At 41.6% G+C, this 17076-nt stretch carries 19 protein-coding genes and 1 pseudogene; 5 read left to right on the forward strand and 15 right to left on the reverse strand.

Translation table 11 applies throughout. From position 1 onward, the window contains the following. Window positions 1–92 precede the first annotated feature (92 nt). A pseudogene (locus A7Z29_RS24060) lies at window positions 93–617 on the forward strand (O-antigen ligase family protein); the annotation flags it as partial. 44 nt (window positions 618–661) lie between these two features. Here A7Z29_RS24060 and A7Z29_RS24065 read toward each other — a convergent pair. The 11 genes from A7Z29_RS24065 to rfaQ form a co-directional block, all read right to left on the reverse strand. Continuing rightward, window positions 662–817, reverse strand: a complete 156-nt coding sequence (locus tag A7Z29_RS24065) for a hypothetical protein (protein ID WP_434061639.1) — start codon at window positions 815–817, stop codon at window positions 662–664. A 39-nt stretch (window positions 818–856) separates the two neighbouring features. Then, window positions 857–1924: a glycosyltransferase family 9 protein gene (locus A7Z29_RS15125; protein ID WP_001236428.1), complete on the reverse strand. Its 1068-nt coding sequence runs from the start codon at window positions 1922–1924 to the stop codon at window positions 857–859. 32 nt (window positions 1925–1956) lie between these two features. Next, window positions 1957–2808, reverse strand: coding sequence for a 3-deoxy-D-manno-oct-2-ulosonate III transferase WaaZ (gene waaZ / locus A7Z29_RS15130; protein WP_000790290.1), 852 nt, complete (start codon window positions 2806–2808; stop codon window positions 1957–1959). 73 nt (window positions 2809–2881) lie between these two features. Continuing rightward, on the reverse strand, window positions 2882–3580 hold the full coding sequence (gene rfaY / locus A7Z29_RS15135) for a lipopolysaccharide core heptose(II) kinase RfaY (protein WP_000615184.1): 699 nt from the start codon (window positions 3578–3580) through the stop codon (window positions 2882–2884). Window positions 3581–3597: 17 nt separating this feature from the next. Further along, window positions 3598–4614 carry a lipopolysaccharide 1,2-glucosyltransferase RfaJ gene (gene rfaJ / locus A7Z29_RS15140; protein WP_000376847.1) on the reverse strand — a complete coding sequence of 339 codons (1017 nt, stop codon included), beginning with the start codon at window positions 4612–4614 and terminating at the stop codon, window positions 3598–3600. Window positions 4615–4652: 38 nt separating this feature from the next. Then, the gene (gene waaO / locus A7Z29_RS15145) at window positions 4653–5672 is read right to left on the reverse strand and encodes a lipopolysaccharide 3-alpha-galactosyltransferase (protein WP_001188024.1); all 1020 of its coding nucleotides are present in this window, start codon (window positions 5670–5672) and stop codon (window positions 4653–4655) included. Beyond that, window positions 5672–6751, reverse strand: a complete 1080-nt coding sequence (gene waaB, locus A7Z29_RS15150) for a lipopolysaccharide 1,6-galactosyltransferase (RefSeq protein WP_000683966.1) — start codon at window positions 6749–6751, stop codon at window positions 5672–5674. The genes waaO and waaB overlap by 1 nt, the downstream gene beginning before the upstream one ends. Before the next feature lie 43 nt (window positions 6752–6794). Beyond that, a complete protein-coding gene (gene rfaS / locus A7Z29_RS15155) occupies window positions 6795–7730 on the reverse strand; it encodes an LPS core biosynthesis protein RfaS (protein WP_000158228.1) in 936 nt (311 codons plus the stop codon). Window positions 7731–7766: 36 nt separating this feature from the next. Beyond that, the gene (gene rfaP / locus A7Z29_RS15160) at window positions 7767–8564 is read right to left on the reverse strand and encodes a lipopolysaccharide core heptose(I) kinase RfaP (RefSeq protein ID WP_000229845.1); all 798 of its coding nucleotides are present in this window, start codon (window positions 8562–8564) and stop codon (window positions 7767–7769) included. Beyond that, complete coding sequence (rfaG, locus tag A7Z29_RS15165; protein ID WP_000634282.1) at window positions 8557–9681, reverse strand: lipopolysaccharide glucosyltransferase I; 1125 nt, start codon at window positions 9679–9681, stop codon at window positions 8557–8559. The genes rfaP and rfaG overlap by 8 nt, the downstream gene beginning before the upstream one ends. A gap of 2 nt (window positions 9682–9683) precedes the next feature. Continuing rightward, entirely contained in the window at window positions 9684–10748 is a 1065-nt protein-coding gene (gene rfaQ / locus A7Z29_RS15170) for a lipopolysaccharide core heptosyltransferase RfaQ (protein ID WP_010344498.1), read from the reverse strand. Window positions 10749–11159: 411 nt separating this feature from the next. Between rfaQ and waaA the strand changes: the two genes are divergently transcribed. Beyond that, window positions 11160–12437 (forward strand): lipid IV(A) 3-deoxy-D-manno-octulosonic acid transferase, encoded by a 1278-nt coding sequence (waaA, locus tag A7Z29_RS15175; RefSeq protein WP_000891554.1) that lies wholly within the window; start codon window positions 11160–11162, stop codon window positions 12435–12437. 7 nt (window positions 12438–12444) lie between these two features. Then, complete coding sequence (coaD, locus tag A7Z29_RS15180; RefSeq protein WP_001171876.1) at window positions 12445–12924, forward strand: pantetheine-phosphate adenylyltransferase; 480 nt, start codon at window positions 12445–12447, stop codon at window positions 12922–12924. A 38-nt stretch (window positions 12925–12962) separates the two neighbouring features. Here the strand turns inward: coaD and mutM are convergent, their stop codons facing one another. The 4 genes from mutM to radC form a co-directional block, all read right to left on the reverse strand. Beyond that, on the reverse strand, window positions 12963–13772 hold the full coding sequence (gene mutM, locus A7Z29_RS15185) for a bifunctional DNA-formamidopyrimidine glycosylase/DNA-(apurinic or apyrimidinic site) lyase (protein WP_001114530.1): 810 nt from the start codon (window positions 13770–13772) through the stop codon (window positions 12963–12965). 97 nt (window positions 13773–13869) lie between these two features. Beyond that, entirely contained in the window at window positions 13870–14037 is a 168-nt protein-coding gene (rpmG, locus tag A7Z29_RS15190; RefSeq protein ID WP_001051798.1) for a 50S ribosomal protein L33, read from the reverse strand. 20 nt (window positions 14038–14057) lie between these two features. Continuing rightward, entirely contained in the window at window positions 14058–14294 is a 237-nt protein-coding gene (gene rpmB / locus A7Z29_RS15195) for a 50S ribosomal protein L28 (RefSeq protein ID WP_000091955.1), read from the reverse strand. Between the two features lie 216 nt (window positions 14295–14510). Next, window positions 14511–15179 (reverse strand): RadC family protein, encoded by a 669-nt coding sequence (gene radC, locus A7Z29_RS15200; RefSeq protein WP_010344500.1) that lies wholly within the window; start codon window positions 15177–15179, stop codon window positions 14511–14513. A gap of 171 nt (window positions 15180–15350) precedes the next feature. Here radC and coaBC point away from each other — a divergent pair, with 171 nt between their 5' ends. After that, complete coding sequence (coaBC, locus tag A7Z29_RS15205) at window positions 15351–16571, forward strand: bifunctional phosphopantothenoylcysteine decarboxylase/phosphopantothenate--cysteine ligase CoaBC (RefSeq protein WP_105290419.1); 1221 nt, start codon at window positions 15351–15353, stop codon at window positions 16569–16571. Beyond that, a complete protein-coding gene (gene dut / locus A7Z29_RS15210) occupies window positions 16549–17007 on the forward strand; it encodes a dUTP diphosphatase (RefSeq protein WP_000976070.1) in 459 nt (152 codons plus the stop codon). Before coaBC ends, dut begins: the two co-directional genes overlap by 23 nt. The last annotated feature ends 69 nt before the right edge of the window (window positions 17008–17076 follow it).

Genomic DNA, 17076 nt, shown 5'->3' on the forward strand with positions numbered 1-17076 from the left:
TAGCTACTTATGCAGTTTATATAAAAATGAAAACAAACTGGGAGAGAATATATTTTGAAATCGGAACGCCTACTGGTGCATCGTATTCTATAATGTTTATTGGAATACTAAGTTCAGTCGCGGTATTCTATACAAGAAACAAAAATCCTTATTTGTTCATTTTAAATAGCTTAGCTATCTTCTATGCCTTATTGCTAACGCAGACAAGAGTAACATTAGTAGTTTATCCACTCATTTGTGTAATAACATTTGTTTTGTTTTATATTAAATATCCCAAAAAGATATTAACATCTGCAATAGTATTCATTGTACTTCTAACAGGCCTGATATATTCATTTTCTCAAACATTACAAAATAGATACGCAGAGGGTGTGAATGATTTAGTACAGTATACTAATAATAGTAATTCATCACTTGGTGCCAGAATAGCAATGTATGAAATGGGTATAGACATTTTCAAAGAATCTACACTTACATTGAGATCAGCAGAAGCGCGTGCGCAAAAGATGCATTTATTTGTTTCTGAGCAAAGTCGCTTAGCTGGGGCATTAGAATTTACTAATATACATTTACATAATGAAATAATCGAGGCCGCGTCGTTAAAAGGGATTTTAGGAATAGTCTCTGTGTTATTCTTTTATATTGCATTGTGCTTCACCGCTTATACTGAGAGAAATATAGGTCTTTTTGCATTAACATTAGGTATTATTGGCGTCGGTGTTAGTGATGTAATCATTTGGGCTAGAAGTATCCCAATTATAATAATTTCAGCATTGACGCTATTAGTTATGATTAGAAAAGTAAAAGCCAACAGCATTAGATAATAGAATAAGTAAAAAGTGGGAATCCCCACTTTTTATTTATCGGTGATTAACTTATTCAAGGATAAGAATAATATCTTTGAATCGATATCTTGTACCGTAAAAGTTGGAGAAATTATTTGTATCGCATTAGGATTATTTGGCCCCCAAATTAAGTGTGAGGGATAACTTTGACGACGCGCATTTGGATAAAGAGCAAGTGTAGGACGTTTATACGCTGATGCTATATGTACAAGAGCAGTATCAACTGATATAACATAATTACTAAACTTAGTAAGTGCCACTGTATAAATAAAATCTTTATATGGCAAAATATCAATATCAGGTATAGATATTGTTTTTAGATCTTGATGTAAACCGGTAAATATAACTCTGTAGTTCGGTAATTTACTTTTGATCAGTTGATATATAAAACATATCTGCTCTGATGTTAATCTACATATTTTCTTTGCCCCCAATGGATTTATAATTACGATTTTAGAGTCGCCAATAAAATCTTTTATTTTATTTTCAACATCTACAGGTAAATGCAAGTCGTAGTCGGTGGAAAATTCACCCTCACCATAAATATGCTTCAGTATTTCTGTTGCTCGTGTACTCATATGTTCTTTTAAACATTCATCGTGGGGATGGTAAAATGAATAGTAACGCTTATACCATTGATCAAACCCCAGAATGTAAGAATCTTTCAAACTTGATAATATTAAACTATGCTTAAATGAAGGCATTGTCTCAAAGGGGTCTAATACAATATCGAACTGTAAATTCCGCAGATGCTTACATAAACTAAGCATTTTAAGGGAACCAGTTGATTCTTTAACACACAACTCAAATATATTTTTATTATTAGAGAGAAACTCCCTACCCTTTCTATTTGTGAGGATTGTTATTTGAACTCCTTTACTGTAAAGTTCACGATAAATCGAACTTAATACAATTAGATCACCGAGTTTATTATTATCATGAATGATAAGGCATGATTTAACTTGCGCTGGTTCTGTAACTTGATTATTGATTTTCTTACGAAATAAAAAAGCAAGAAAATTAATCTTGATTTTGTTTATATAAAATCTTTTCTTTTTGTGAAAAGTACCTAAACGCATTTTTATACCATATTATTTTAGTTTCAGGGTGATTAATTAGCATAAGAATCAGTTGGAGCTTTATATTGTATTTTTTTTCTTGTCCTATCCTTTGATTCTTCTGTACTGATATCTTGAAGTTTAATAAATGGAATTACATCGTAAGAAATAGCCGTATCATCAGACAAATTATAAATATTAATATCTTTTACATTATCATGCATAAAACGGAAAAATGGCAAGATTTTAAATAAATCCCTACTCAATTCCGAGGGCATAGGATTCTTATTTTCATCATAGAAACGCGAACAGCTACCCGTTAAATCCAGACCTGAACAAATAATCCGAGCATACTTAAGTGAATATGCTATTTGAATTGCAGCAAAGGCAATAGTATGGCATGAGCAATAACCAAGACTAATGTCTTTGCAAAATCCAACCAGACGACCTTTTTTAGACCACGGTACAGAGATCAGCAGTTCTTTGTGAATCTGGCTCAAAATATTAAATTTAATCTTCTTTATAAAACCACCTTTTTCCCGGCGGTAAAAAGACCGTAATATAAGGCAGTTCTGGAGGATATAAAGTTTATCTTCTTCGGAGGCGTGTTCATAAACGTCAACGTTTACGATAGTATAACGGCTTCTTTGGCTAAAATTGTAAAAATCATCACGACGCTGATGTAAAAAGCGAACATCTGTAAGTACATAAATAAAGGGAATAATATTATGACTTAACAGATATTGTGCTGAACCATTGACAGCAATAATATCCCTTGTCCGTAATACCGACAAAGGTGTCTTTTGCGATGTGGGGCCAGATAGAAAAATAATAACATCATTAGATGTTTTATTTTCAATCAGGTTTTCAACATCTTTTTTGTCAATGTATCGAATATTCTTCATGATAAACCTGTGAAATAAATAACTCCGTATAAAAATGCCTAACGAAGACGCGTAATGGTGGGATATTTCTGCTTTAGCGTGCTGGTTTTCCTTTCAAACGCCGCATAATATTGCGCATTTTTTTACGATAAACTAAAAGATAATAACCTAGATCCTTAATCTCATTTTTAATACCGTAATGACGCTCTAAATCTATACGGTCTTTCGCTTTCCGTTGCGCTGAAGCACGTTTCCCAGAGAGATCAATAATTCGAACTTCACCATTTTTAATAATGAAGTTACCACGATGAGGATCACCAGAGACCATACCATGTTGATGCAAAGAATGAATTGATTGCTGAATTTTATTTTTTAACTCGTTATCAATATTGGGTATATCACATAACTCTACACCATCAATATACTCGATCAGCATGATATATGTATGGACAAATCGTAAAGTTTTTCGCTCTGCTAATAAATAAAAATCATTGAGAGTATGTAATCCTTCATTTCGCACTTTTTGGGTTTGTTCAAAAAGGCGTTCGTAATAATCTCCTTTTAATAGAGATTTAAAAAAACGCTCGTTGCGTTTAATTTTGGGAGAAAAGACCTTAAGCACCAACTTACCGTAATCGGTGTCAATAAGCATGACTTTTGTATCATCAATAGAACGAAACACTTTGATGATCTTAATATTATAAGACAAAAAGTCATTTAATACATTGAGGTACTTTGAATTGTTGTCATCAGTAAAAACAACAAAATCTTTAACCTTATTTTTCTGAATCATGATAAGCCAATTAAAAGTTATTTACTGTAATATTTTCGGTAAAGATAACGAACCCCTGCTATAATACCAGTTACGTAATGATGCTGAACTAACAAATGCTTATATCTTTTCTTAAATTCGATAACTGATTTTGCATCTCTGGGGGAATCATTTTTCCATGGCGAGTTATCTAACGCTATTTTAAAGTATTTTACAGATGGATAAATTGCCCATTTATGCCACGGTTTAGTTGCCCCTGTATAATGGATGAGAAGCGTGTTTTCTGTAATCAACTTTTTATAGTTCTGATGTGTTTTATCTTTTAATTCGCTTTTAATGGTATAAATAGTATTGAATTCACGAGGCAAAAATATTGTCATCCCTTTCAATAAAACATTCATAACATCTTGATCGGGATATTTATAAACATTATCTTTACTCATAAGAATAGATAACGCTTTTTCTGTTAGTTTTGCATTGGCCCATTTTTTTAAGTCTAAATAAACCACTCCTGAATTAAAGTAGCGCCCCCTTAGTTCAGGATCAGACAACCTGGATACCGCCTTTTCCTGCATTGGCTCAACATCTTTAACAACAGCAGCCACCGCTCCGTTTAAATCCAGATGAAGTAATTGGCTAATATCACCCTTACAAACAACATCCGCATCAAGATAAAGTAAACGATCAAGCGTCAGACCCAATAATTGAAACGCAAACAAACGAAAGTACATTGCTCTTGACCAGACCTGTGTACAAGGCAAGCACTGAAGCTTATCAGTATTAATTCTATAAAGCGTGATTCTTAATTGGTATTGCCTTGCAAGTTTTTCGACCTTTTGAAAAAAATCATCATTATAAACATCAGCAATAATATAAAAATCAAGATTAATATGTCGATTATTTAGGACAATTGATGTGATAGAAATACCTACACCATCAAGATAATTAGCATCGACACCATAGGCAACATTTAAACATTCAGAAGTATTTTTATTAGTTAGCCTAAAATCCCAGGCTTTAACTTTATCTATCTCTATGGCAGGAAATGAGTCCACAAGGCTACCCTTATATCATTACTTTATAGATTCCCAGTTTAATGCTTTATCTTTTCAATAAAATACAAAAGATAATTGCTAAATCCTTTTATATATCTATGCTTTTTCAGCATATGTTTTGCGCTATACCTTAATTGATTGCTATTGTTTGGTTTCAGCAACGCCGTATTCTTCCATGGCGAAGCATTTTTTGCCTCCATAAAGGCTTGTGATACAGGATAATCCCAGGCCCAATCATGCCAGGGCTTGGTCGGACCAATATAATGGATAAAAATAGTATCGCTGGTTACTGGATTTTTAAAACTTTCTTTGAGTTGGTAATTTAAGCTAAACTGGGTATTGTATTTTATATCAGAAAAAATAAGTTTATCTGCCAGTAGCATATTTAATACATCCTGATCAGGATGTGTTATTTTTTTTACTATCTCCGGATCATTTAACATTGCAATGGCTCGTGCAGAAACCTGCTCAACTGCCCATTGGTGAGTATTGATCAATAAAAAACCAGAGTTAAAATAACCTTTAGCAATCCCCACAACACCTAACGAATGTGCACGTTTTTCCCACCAGTCATTTTGTCCTTCGGTAACAACCATTGCGACTGTATGATCAGGAAACGTAAAATTAATAAGTGGTTCTATAGTTCCCTGACAAATGATATCTGCATCCAGATATAGAACTTTAGGTGTTTTATTAATAAAGTAATCTGCAATAATAAAGCGAAAATAGATTGCATGAGTCCAGTTCTTGGTACTTGGCAATGAACGGAGCCGATCGCCATTAATTAAATATACCTTAATCCTGGTTTTGTATTGCTGAGCCAGAGCATCAAAATATTTTCGATCATCTTCACAAAAATAGTCTGTGAAAATATGGAAACATAAGCGATTTCCTTCATTATATTTTAATATTGAAGCAATCGAAATTCCGCAACCAAAAAGAAAATTCTTGTCAGTTCCATAAGCAATATCCAGACAAAGACTTTCTGTTTCTACTTTATAATTGTAATCAATAACTGAATTGAGAAACTCAGTCTCCTGGAAAAAAACCTGCTGCATCATTTCCTCCGGGAAATAACAGAAATAATAATCTTGTGTAATCTGTCATAATATTTCTGCTGGTAAAATTTATCGATCGACGCAGGAATTTTTTCATGTTCGATGAGAATTTCACCGGCTATGTATTTATTGAGAAGAGAAACAAAACTGGTCATATCACCCGGTTGATATAAATGACCATTAACATCAGGCTGGATGATGTCAGCAGGCCCGGAGACACAATCTGCACTGATACAAGGAATCCCCCACGATAAGGCTTCAAGCAGAGTCATCGGGAAACCTTCAAAAGATGACGTGAGTAATAACGCACTCACTTTTTTAATATCCTGCTGAACTAATTCCCAGGGATGTTGTTGCCAACCATACCAGACAATTCGATCATCAATATTTAACTCTCTACCATAAGCCTGGCATTTTTCGAAATCAGAACCATCACCCAATACATGAAGTTTCCAGTCACCTTGCACTTGTGATAAGCCATCAAGAAGATCTTTTACTCGTTTCTGACCTTCGAATTTCATGCGTCCGACATAAATGAAGGTTGCCGTTTCGCCTTCTTCGGGTGCTGGAATGACTGAATCTTTCGCTTCGACAGGGTTAAAAATAACATTTATCGTCGATTCTGGTACACCCCGGTTAATCATTTGTTGTTTAATACCGGAGCTGATTGCTAAATGATAGTCGGCACAGGTGATATATTCAGCATGTTTTTTATGATCTAAAGAAAAATGCGGCCATGAAAATACAGGTACATCAACTCCAGATTTTTTACGCGCTTTTTCCGCATACAAACATGAGATCACATCAATACAAATAACAACATCTGGCTGATAATTCTGAAGCCATTTGCTTAAAGCATGAATATGCTTCGCGCGACGTAAAAAACCTAAGCGAATGTTGGAAAATGAACACGAGTACTTAATACCTTCCAGCCATCCCTTATCCATTTTGTCATTACGGCAAAAGAAAAACATTTCACTTTGGATATGTTGTTGTCTGAAGGTGGTAATAACATCTCGAATGACTGTTTCCATACCACCAAACCCTGAAACAGCTTCGCCGATAAACGCTATTTTCATAGGAACTCTCATTAATTGAGTAAAACTCACTGTTTTAACGGTTTTATTTGTCTATAAAATCAGAAACAATTGTTGACATCATTTTATCAGGACTGAATTTATATAAACTATCATAATCCATTGGTTTAACAGATGAGTTAATAAAATACTCTAACTTATCCCAATCATCATGACCTATTATAAAAAAGCGAGACTCACTATAGATTTCTGAATCAAGTATATTTATATTATTAGTAATTAATTTTTTATTAAAAAATATTGCCTCAAGTATCCGAAGAGTCCAGCCACATTGATTTTCTTTAGTTATATCAACAATTATATTAGAATTTAATGTTCTTCTAATATTCTCTTCATAAGGTATTTGTTTTTCAATCAAATACTTTGAAGTAGGAGAGGATGTCTTATCTTTGACAACATTAAAATCTAGCTTACATCCTAGTGTTGTTAATCTATCAGCTAATTCATCAATTATTTGAAGACGCCCTTTATCACGACCAAGGAAAAAACATATTGGCTGGCTGTTATTTTTGTCAAACAAACTATAATTTGTAATCTCTTCCATTCCGATAGGAAAAAATTGTTCTATTGCTTTGGTCTTCTCATTCCCTATAAATCTATTTTCAAAATCATAGATAATATCGAAATAATTTGCACTATCAAAAATAAAATCTTCGCTAACAGTATTTCTTAGCAGCAAAACCTTATGGCAATTAATATTTTTTAATATTTGTTTATTAATTCCTTTATTAATCACACTGTCATTAAAGATAATTATATCATCCTTTTTAACAGCATTGAGATTATGTTTGATGAATAATCGTCCCAACCATGCATTATCCATCCCTAACTTCGAAAGTTTCTTATTAATCCAGTTGTATTTTTTTGGAGTTGTTATATTTTTTATCTTATACTTTTTTTTCAAGTACTGGATCATTTTTAATTCATAATCTGCAACCCAGTTTATAAAATAAATAGTCATAATGAAGTTAGTTCCAGTACATACTGATAAATATTTTTATAATCCTTTGCGTTGTGTTCGCTCTTTAATACGCTCGGCCTTAATGCTTGCCATGTTCAATAAATTCCGTTCAAGAGATAATATTTTTCGTAAAGGCATCCCAAAATAAACCTTCATAAATCGCCATATATCTCTCTGCGTCAGGCCAATATTCATCGATGAAAAATATAGACCAATCAAATCTTTATCCCGCCAACGACGTGGGACTTTTTCCCGTATCTGCGCGCGATGCAGGTCTATTACCGAAATTTTTAATTCATCTTCCCGGCCAGTGAACGGTAAATGAAGCAAAAAGTGGCAGATATAACAATCACGATGATTTATTCCTGCTGCGTGCATTTTACGCACCATAGTTGCCACTCGTGTAATCAGCATACGCTTAACACATATATCAGGCGGATTAACTGTCCAATCTGCACAATAATCTTCAAGGCTAATCGTAGGAGTAAGATCTTCGGTAATAATAAATGATGTACGGGTTAATGGATTTAACCCTTTTTCACCAAACCCTATACCGTGCATCGTATCAACACCGACATCATGCAGTCGATGAATAGCGTGCCACTCTCTGTCTGCGCCTAAAACGGGCATACGCAATGAGAGCAGGTTTTTTATAATTTCTTTTAAGGTCGTACCTTTGTGCCATTTAAGGAAATAGCTTTTCCCAGCCAATTCAAAGCGTAATGTTCGACGTGTCTCTAGTTCGCGAAAGACTTCGCCATTCAGTTTTTTAACTTCTGTAAAAGCATCTTTACCACGCCAAAGTGTGGCAAGCGGCTCTTTTAATTCAACCATCTAAACCACCTGTAATAATATCTGCGGCTTTCTCTGGCAGGCTGTATAAATCCTGAGTATCTGCATAATGGCGAGCATTCTCCGCCCAGGCCATTCGTAGCGAATACTGTGTTAATGCTTTGCGTAAGATCGCATTTAATTCTTCCTGACGGAATGGTTCCGCGATAACCGCTCCACAATTAGCATCTGCAATATAATGCGCGTATCCACATACTGCGGTTGTCAAAACAGGTAATCCAGCGGTGATCGCCTCAAGGAGAACAATACCGGCAGCTTCCTGGTAAGCGGGATGCAGTAAGAGATCTGCCGCAGCCATTAATTCAGACACGTCATTCCTCCCGGAAAAGAAATGCACGTTGCTACGTACCCCAAGTTTTTCTGCCAGCACTTCAAATTTGCGTGGTTTATCCTGACCAACGACAAACAAAAGCGTATTGTGGCGTAATGATTCTGGTAACGATGCCAAAGCCTTAATTGAGCGATCCACACCTTTACGACCGAAATCTGACCCAACCTGTAGCAATAAGTTTTGTTGTTCGGTTATGCCATTTTTCTGACGATATATTTCACGACTGTTTGGGATTTGCTCGCTGTATTTCCTGTCCGGATAGATGCCGGGGGGAAGAATTTGAAAACGTTCTGGTTCAGTCTGGTAATGCTTCTGGAAATCGGCGATTTGCTTATCGGTCAGCATCATGAGTTTCGTCGATTTACCATGTTCGAAAGTCGCTCGCTCAAACGCAGCATAATGGCGATAGCGTGATGTTAAACGATAGAAAAATCCCTTTTCTTGCGCCACTTTCTCGGCATAACAGACATCGGCGGCAAAATAGACATCCAGCCCAGGCATCTTATTAAACCCAACGACACGATCAGCAGGATGCGCTTTGAGATGATTTTGTACCCAGGCATAATATTCTGTATTACGTCCATGGTTAGTATGGGATTTAACCGGTACGCGAATAAGCTCAAATGCTTCCGGACAATCGCCTTCCCACGACTGTGTATATACCCGAACATGGTGGCCCCGTGCGGCAACTGTTGACGCAATACGCATAAAGTCACGCTGTAGACCACCAAATGGAAAATATTTATATAAACAAAACGCCACGATCATAATTATGCATTCCTGTTAGCTGAAGGAGCATCTTCTGGCAACAGCTTTTCCGTAGCGGCAATGACATCTTCCGCTGGAATAACAGAAAGATATTTTTTGTTGCGGTCAAGTTCGTGCCGGGTGGGCATTTGTTGATAATTACCCGCCCAGAACTGAATAATATTATCGGTCCATGGACGCCAGAATACATGATCAGTGGCCCCAAATAGGCTAATAACTGGCGTCTTCACCGCCGCCGCAATATGCCCTGGCGCAGAATCCACACCAATAAAGAGTACGGCATGATCAATTAACGCACCCAGTTCAGGAAACCGTGTTTTACCTGCAAGGCCAGTGATAGGTTTTGTTTGGCAGCCTTGTGCTATTTCATCTACACAGGCGAGATCATCTGCCGAAGGCCCACAGGTCAGCACAACCTGATAACCACGCCGTTGCAAAGCATCGATAACCATAGAAAACTTATCATTATCCCAGCACTTAAATATCTGACGAGCTGTCGGTTGGATGACGACATAATGATCTTTCACGCCCAGAGCATCTAATTCCTGCCGCATTTTCTTCCAGCAATCATCGGCGTAACTCATTGTTGTGTCGGTGTAGAAATCGGTAATACCTAATGGCTCAAGGACCGATAAATTACGCTCAACAATATGTGTACCGTGTATTGGCGCTAAGTGTGTAAAGCTTTTTTTCCAAATACTATACTGCCGATGACCATAAAGTTGCGATATTTTCATACGTGCCGGTAAACAACGCACCAGCAGTGCTACCATCCATTGATCCGTAAGATTAATGACCAGGTCATAATTATTCGCACGCAGAGTTTTTATCAACGAAAGCACATTTTTAATTTTATCGAATGTTCCCGCACCTTTATTGCTTATGCCATAGAGCGTATTAATTTCCGGGTTTTCAGACAAAATAGGAATTGTATCCTGATAAAGCAGCATATCGATTTTTGCATCGGGATAATTCTGCTTGAGCGTACTGATGACAGGAGTAGTTAATAACATATCTCCGTGATATCGCATCTTTATGACCAGGATATTTCGAAATGGCTTTTCCACTAGCGACTCTTTTGTATGATTGTCTGGTTAAGTTAAGCAGAAAAAAGCACGCTACCGCCCCAGGCTCAACAGCTACCTGAATACTGATAACGCACTTACTTTGGCGTGCTAGTGTATCATTTCTTTCGCAGCAATCCGACCCGAATGTTTTTTATACACAAAATGGTTTTTAATCATAAAAATCATGCAGATAAAAAACCACATGCAGATAATTCTGGTACGGACGATGCCTATATAGAGTTGCAAATTGGTTCGGGCTTCAATGAATCGCATAAAAATACAAAAAAACTGGAGATGTCGTGGTAGTTCAGACCAAACAGAAGCTATTTAAGTCAAAAACGGGAAAAGTAATGGTAAAGCCCCAGCTAAATACATAGAATCCCCAGCACATCCATAAGTCAGCTATTTATTATGCTCGAATTGCTTTACACCGCCCTTCTCTACCTTATTCAGCCGTTGATCTGGATACGGCTCTGGGTGCGCGGACGTAAGGCTCCGGCCTATCGAAAACGCTGGGGTGAACGTTACGGTTTTTACCGCCATCCGCTGAAACCAGGCGGCATTATGCTGCACTCCGTCTCCGTCGGTGAAACTCTGGCGGCGATCCCGTTGGTGCGCGCGCTGCGTCATCGCTACCCTGATTTGCCGATTACCGTTACAACCATGACGCCAACCGGTTCGGAGCGCGTACAATCAGCGTTTGGGAAGGATGTTCAACACGTTTATCTGCCTTACGATCTGCCCGATGCGCTCAACCGTTTCCTTAATAAAGTAGACCCTAAACTGGTGTTGATTATGGAAACCGAGTTGTGGCCAAACCTGATTGCGGCGCTACATAAACGTAAAATTCCGCTGGTTATCGCCAACGCGCGACTTTCTGCGCGCTCTGCGGCAGGTTACGCCAAACTGGGCAAATTCGTTCGTCGCTTACTGCGTCGTATTACGCTGATTGCCGCCCAAAATGAAGAAGATGGTGCACGTTTTGTGGCGCTGGGCGCAAAAAATAATCAGGTGACCGTTACCGGTAGCCTGAAATTCGATATTTCTGTAACACCACAACTGGCTGCTAAAGCAGTGACGCTGCGCCGCCAGTGGGCGCCACATCGCCCGGTATGGATTGCCACCAGTACTCATGATGGTGAAGAGAGCGTGGTAATTGCCGCGCATCAGGCGCTGTTAAAGCAGTTCCCTAATTTATTGCTCATTCTTGTTCCACGTCATCCGGAACGCTTCCCGGATGCGATTAACCTGGTCCGCCAGGCTGGACTAAGCTATATCACACGCTCTTCCGGAGAAATCCCTTCCGCCAGTACACAAGTGGTAGTTGGCGATACGATGGGCGAGCTGATGTTGCTATACGGCATTGCCGATCTCGCGTTTGTTGGCGGTTCACTGGTTGAACGAGGTGGGCATAACCCACTGGAGGCTGCTGCACACGCTATTCCGGTACTGATGGGGCCGCATACCTTTAACTTTAAAGACATTTGCGCACGGCTGGAGCAGGCAAGCGGGCTGATTACCGTCACTGATGCCGCGTCGCTGGCAAAAGAGATATCCTCTTTACTCACCGACGCCGATTACCGTAGTTTTTATGGCCGTCATGCCGTTGAAGTGCTGTATCAAAACCAGGGCGCGCTGCAGCGTCTGCTTCAACTGCTGGAACCTTACCTGCCACCGAAAACGCATTGAGGTTGTTATGCAAAAACGGGCGATTTATCCGGGTACTTTCGATCCCATTACCAATGGTCATATCGATATCGTGACGCGCGCCACGCAGATGTTCGATCACGTTATTCTGGCGATTGCCGCCAGCCCCAGTAAAAAACCGATGTTTACCCTGGAAGAGCGCGTGGTACTGGCACAGCAGGCAACCGCGCATCTGGGAAACGTGGAAGTGGTCGGGTTTAGTGATTTGATGGCAAACTTCGCGCGTAATCAACACGCTACGGTGCTGATTCGTGGTCTGCGTGCGGTGGCGGATTTTGAATATGAAATGCAGCTGGCGCATATGAATCGCCACTTAATGCCGGAACTGGAAAGTGTCTTTTTGATGCCTTCAAAAGAGTGGTCGTTTATCTCTTCATCGCTGGTCAAAGAGGTGGCTCGCCATCAGGGTGATGTCACCCATTTCCTGCCGGAGAATGTCCATCAGGCGCTGATGGCGAAGTTAGCGTAGCGTTTATGCCGGATGGTATGCCATCCGGCGCGCATGAATTACTTCTGGCACCGCCTGCAATAAAACGTCGCCCGCTGCGCATGTTTAGTCGCCACAATCGGCGTACCGCACACCCGACACGGCTCGCCTTTACGCCCGTAAACCTGCAATTCCTGAGCGAAATAACCCGGTTTACCGTCACTTTGTAGAAAATCTTTCAGCGTCGTGCCGCCCTGTTCAATAGAACGGAGTAGCACTGCCTTAATCACTCGCGCCAACAATTCACACTCAGCCAGCGACAGAGACGATGCCAGCCGATCAGGATGGATCCCCGCAGCAAACAGTGATTCGCTGGCGTAGATATTTCCCACACCCACCACCAGCTTGTTATCCATCAGCCAGGGTTTAATCGCCGTTTTTTTCTTCGCGCACTTCTGATGTAGGTATTCGCCATTGAAATCGTCGCTAAGCGGCTCCGGCCCAAGATGGGCCAGCACATTGTGCCCTTCCAGTTCTTTGGCCCACAGCCAGGCGCCAAAGCGGCGCGGATCGGTATAGCGCAGCACTTTGCCGTTGCTCATCACCAAATCAACATGGTCATGCTTTTCAGGGGGAAGTTCTTCTGGAAGGATGCGCAGGCTGCCAGACATACCCAGATGAATGATAATCCAGCCCTCTGGCAACTCCAGCAGCAGATATTTAGCCCGGCGCTGCACGCTAAGCACTGGTTGGTCGCTTAAACGGTAGATTTCTTCCGAAACCGGCCAGCGCAAGCGTCCATTGCGCACCACCGCATGAAGAATAGTTGCACCAACGAGATGCGGTTCTATCCCGCGACGGCTGGTTTCAACTTCGGGTAATTCAGGCATAGCATCTCCAGGAATGAACAGATGCAGTCAATATGGGGGCAAACAGATAACAAAAAACCCCGCCGGAGCGAGGTTTTTCGTTACATTAAAGCGAGAATTATTTAATTTTCGCTTCTTTGTAGATCACGTGCTGGCGAACAACTGGATCGAATTTTTTCAGTTCCAGTTTTTCCGGCTTAGTACGTTTGTTCTTCGTAGTGGTATAGAAGTGACCAGTACCAGCAGAAGAAACCAGCTTGATTTTCTCACGAATACCTTTAGCCATGATTTATTTCCTCTAAGTACTTAGTACTTTTCGCCACGGGCACGCAGTTCAGCCAGAACTGTATCGATGCCTTTTTTATCGATTACACGCATACCTTTAGCAGATACGCGCAGGGTGACAAAACGCTTCTCGCTCTCAACCCAGAAACGGTGAGAGTGCAGGTTCGGCAGGAAACGGCGTTTAGTCGCGTTCAGTGCGTGGGAACGGTTGTTACCGGTCACCGGACGCTTGCCAGTAACTTGGCAGACTCGGGACATGTCTATTCTCCAAAAATCAAATTAGCTCGAGCTTCGTATGGGGTATTGGCGCCTCGTCAGGCTTTACAGCCCGGTCATCGCAGTTCTATGTGAACTCTCGATTGCCAGGCCCAAATGCCAAACCCGAGATTCTCAAAGGTGGCGTAGTATACGCTGACTCGGCGATGTGCTCAAGTCCCGAACAGACAAAGATCCCGAAGGATCGCGCATAGCGGGTTAAATCCAGCCGCGTTCGGCAAAAGAAACATATTCTCCACGCCCAATCACGATATGGTCGAGCACGCGTAATTCCATGAACTGACAACTTTTTATTATCCGTTCGGTGATGAGTTTATCCGCTTTACTGGGTTCAGCACAACCCGAAGGGTGATTATGCGCAAGGATCAGCGCCGAGGCGTTTATTTTTATCGCTTCGCGGATAATTTCCCGAGGATGGACTTCAACATGGTTTAGCGTGCCGGAAAAAAGACGGCTATGCGTTATAACCCGGTGTTGTGAGTCGAGAAAGATCACCATAAAGATCTCCCGCTCTTCGCCCGTGAGCTGGCTTTGTAAAAATTCCCTCGTCATCTCCGGGCTGAGTAACGGGCTTTCTTCACGCATCCGCACGTTGTAGTAACGCCGCGCCAGTTCGGCAATCCCCTTTAACTGGGCAAATTTCGCCACGCCAATTCCATGAACCCCACTAAATTGTTCATATTCAGAGGTTAACAAGCCGTAAAGAGAGCCGAAATTCTCCAGCATCTCTTTTGCCAGGGTTAACACATCTTTACCGCGCGTTCCTGTACGCAGAAATAACGCCAGAAGCTCGACATCCGTTAACGCACCAATGCCAAACTTCAACATTTTTTCGCGTGGCATCAACAGCTGTGCATTGTTTTTCACCTTCACCTCCTTTGTGATGCTCGCATCCTGTCATAGCCGTTCCGTTAAATCGACGGCCAGTTTTCAATCCTGGAAAGCGCCTCGCAAAGTGATTCTCAGGTGAAGGCACGACAACAAAAGTATTGTGATAAAATCGCCAACTTCTGGTGTCACCCTACAGGAAAAATCATCATGAGCCTGGCCGGTAAAAAAATCGTTCTCGGCGTCAGCGGCGGTATTGCTGCCTATAAAACCCCTGAACTGGTGCGTCGTTTGCGCGATCGCGGGGCCGACGTCCGTGTGGTAATGACCGAAGCGGCAAAAGCCTTTATCACTCCACTTAGTTTGCAGGCGGTTTCTGGTTATCCCGTTTCCGACAGTCTGCTGGATCCGGCAGCCGAAGCGGCAATGGGCCACATTGAGCTGGGTAAATGGGCTGATTTAATGATTCTTGCCCCAGCCACGGCGGATTTGATTGCCCGCGTTGCTGCCGGTATGGCGAATGATTTGGTATCGACGATTTGCCTTGCGACTCCTGCGCCTGTTGCCGTGCTGCCAGCGATGAACCAACAGATGTATCGTGCTGCTGCCACCCAGCATAATTTAGAGGTGCTTGCCTCGCGCGGTTTGCTGATCTGGGGGCCCGATAGCGGCAGCCAGGCCTGTGGTGATGTCGGCCCTGGGCGAATGCTCGATCCGTTAACCATTGTTGATATGGCGGTCGCCCATTTTTCGCCCGTCAACGACCTGAAACATCTGAACATTATGATTACCGCAGGCCCGACACGTGAACCGCTCGATCCGGTGCGTTATATCTCTAATCACAGCTCCGGCAAGATGGGATTCGCCATTGCCGCAGCCGCTGCACGTCGTGGCGCGAACGTCACGCTGATTTCTGGCCCGGTTTCACTACCGACGCCACCGTTTGTTAAACGTGTTGATGTGGTAACCGCACTGGAGATGGAAGCCGCCGTGAAGGCATCCGTGCAACAGCAAAATATCTTTATCGGTTGTGCCGCCGTCGCGGATTACCGTGCAGCCACCGTTGCCAGCGAAAAAATCAAAAAGCAGGCCACACCGGGTGATGAATTAACAATAAAAATGGTTAAAAACCCCGATATCGTCGCCGGTGTTGCCGCATTAAAAGACCATAGGCCTTATGTTGTTGGATTTGCCGCCGAAACAAATAATGTGGAAGAATACGCCCGGCAAAAACGTATCCGCAAAAACCTTGATCTGATCTGCGCTAACGATGTTTCCAGAAAAAATCAGGGATTTAATAGCGACAAAAACGCATTACACCTTTTCTGGCAGGATGGCGATAAAATCTTACCGCTTGAGCGAAAAGAGCTCCTTGGCCAATTATTACTCGACGAGATTGTGACCCGTTATGATGAAGAAAATCGACGTTAAGATTCTGGACCCGCGCGTTGGGAAGGAATTTCCACTCCCGACTTATGCCACTTCTGGTTCTGCCGGACTTGACCTGCGCGCCTGTCTCGACGACGCCGTAGAACTGGCACCGGGCGACACTACACTAGTGCCGACCGGACTGGCGATTCATATTGCCGACCCTTCACTGGCGGCGATGATGCTGCCGCGCTCCGGGTTGGGACATAAGCACGGTATCGTGCTCGGTAACCTGGTGGGATTGATCGATTCCGACTATCAGGGTCAGCTGATGATCTCCGTGTGGAACCGTGGTCAGGACAGTTTCACCATTCAACCTGGCGAACGTATCGCGCAGATGATTTTTGTTCCGGTGGTACAGGCCGAATTTAATCTGGTGGAAGATTTTGACGCCACTGATCGGGGTGAAGGCGGCTTTGGTCACTCTGGTCGTCAGTAACGCATACGCATCCAAATAACGTCATAACATCGCCGCAAACATTTCGTTTGCGGTCATAGCGTGGGTGCC

It is taken from the genome of Escherichia sp. MOD1-EC6842 (assembly GCF_002965705.1).
In the GTDB taxonomy this organism is placed as follows: Bacteria; Pseudomonadota; Gammaproteobacteria; order Enterobacterales; family Enterobacteriaceae; genus Escherichia; species Escherichia ruysiae.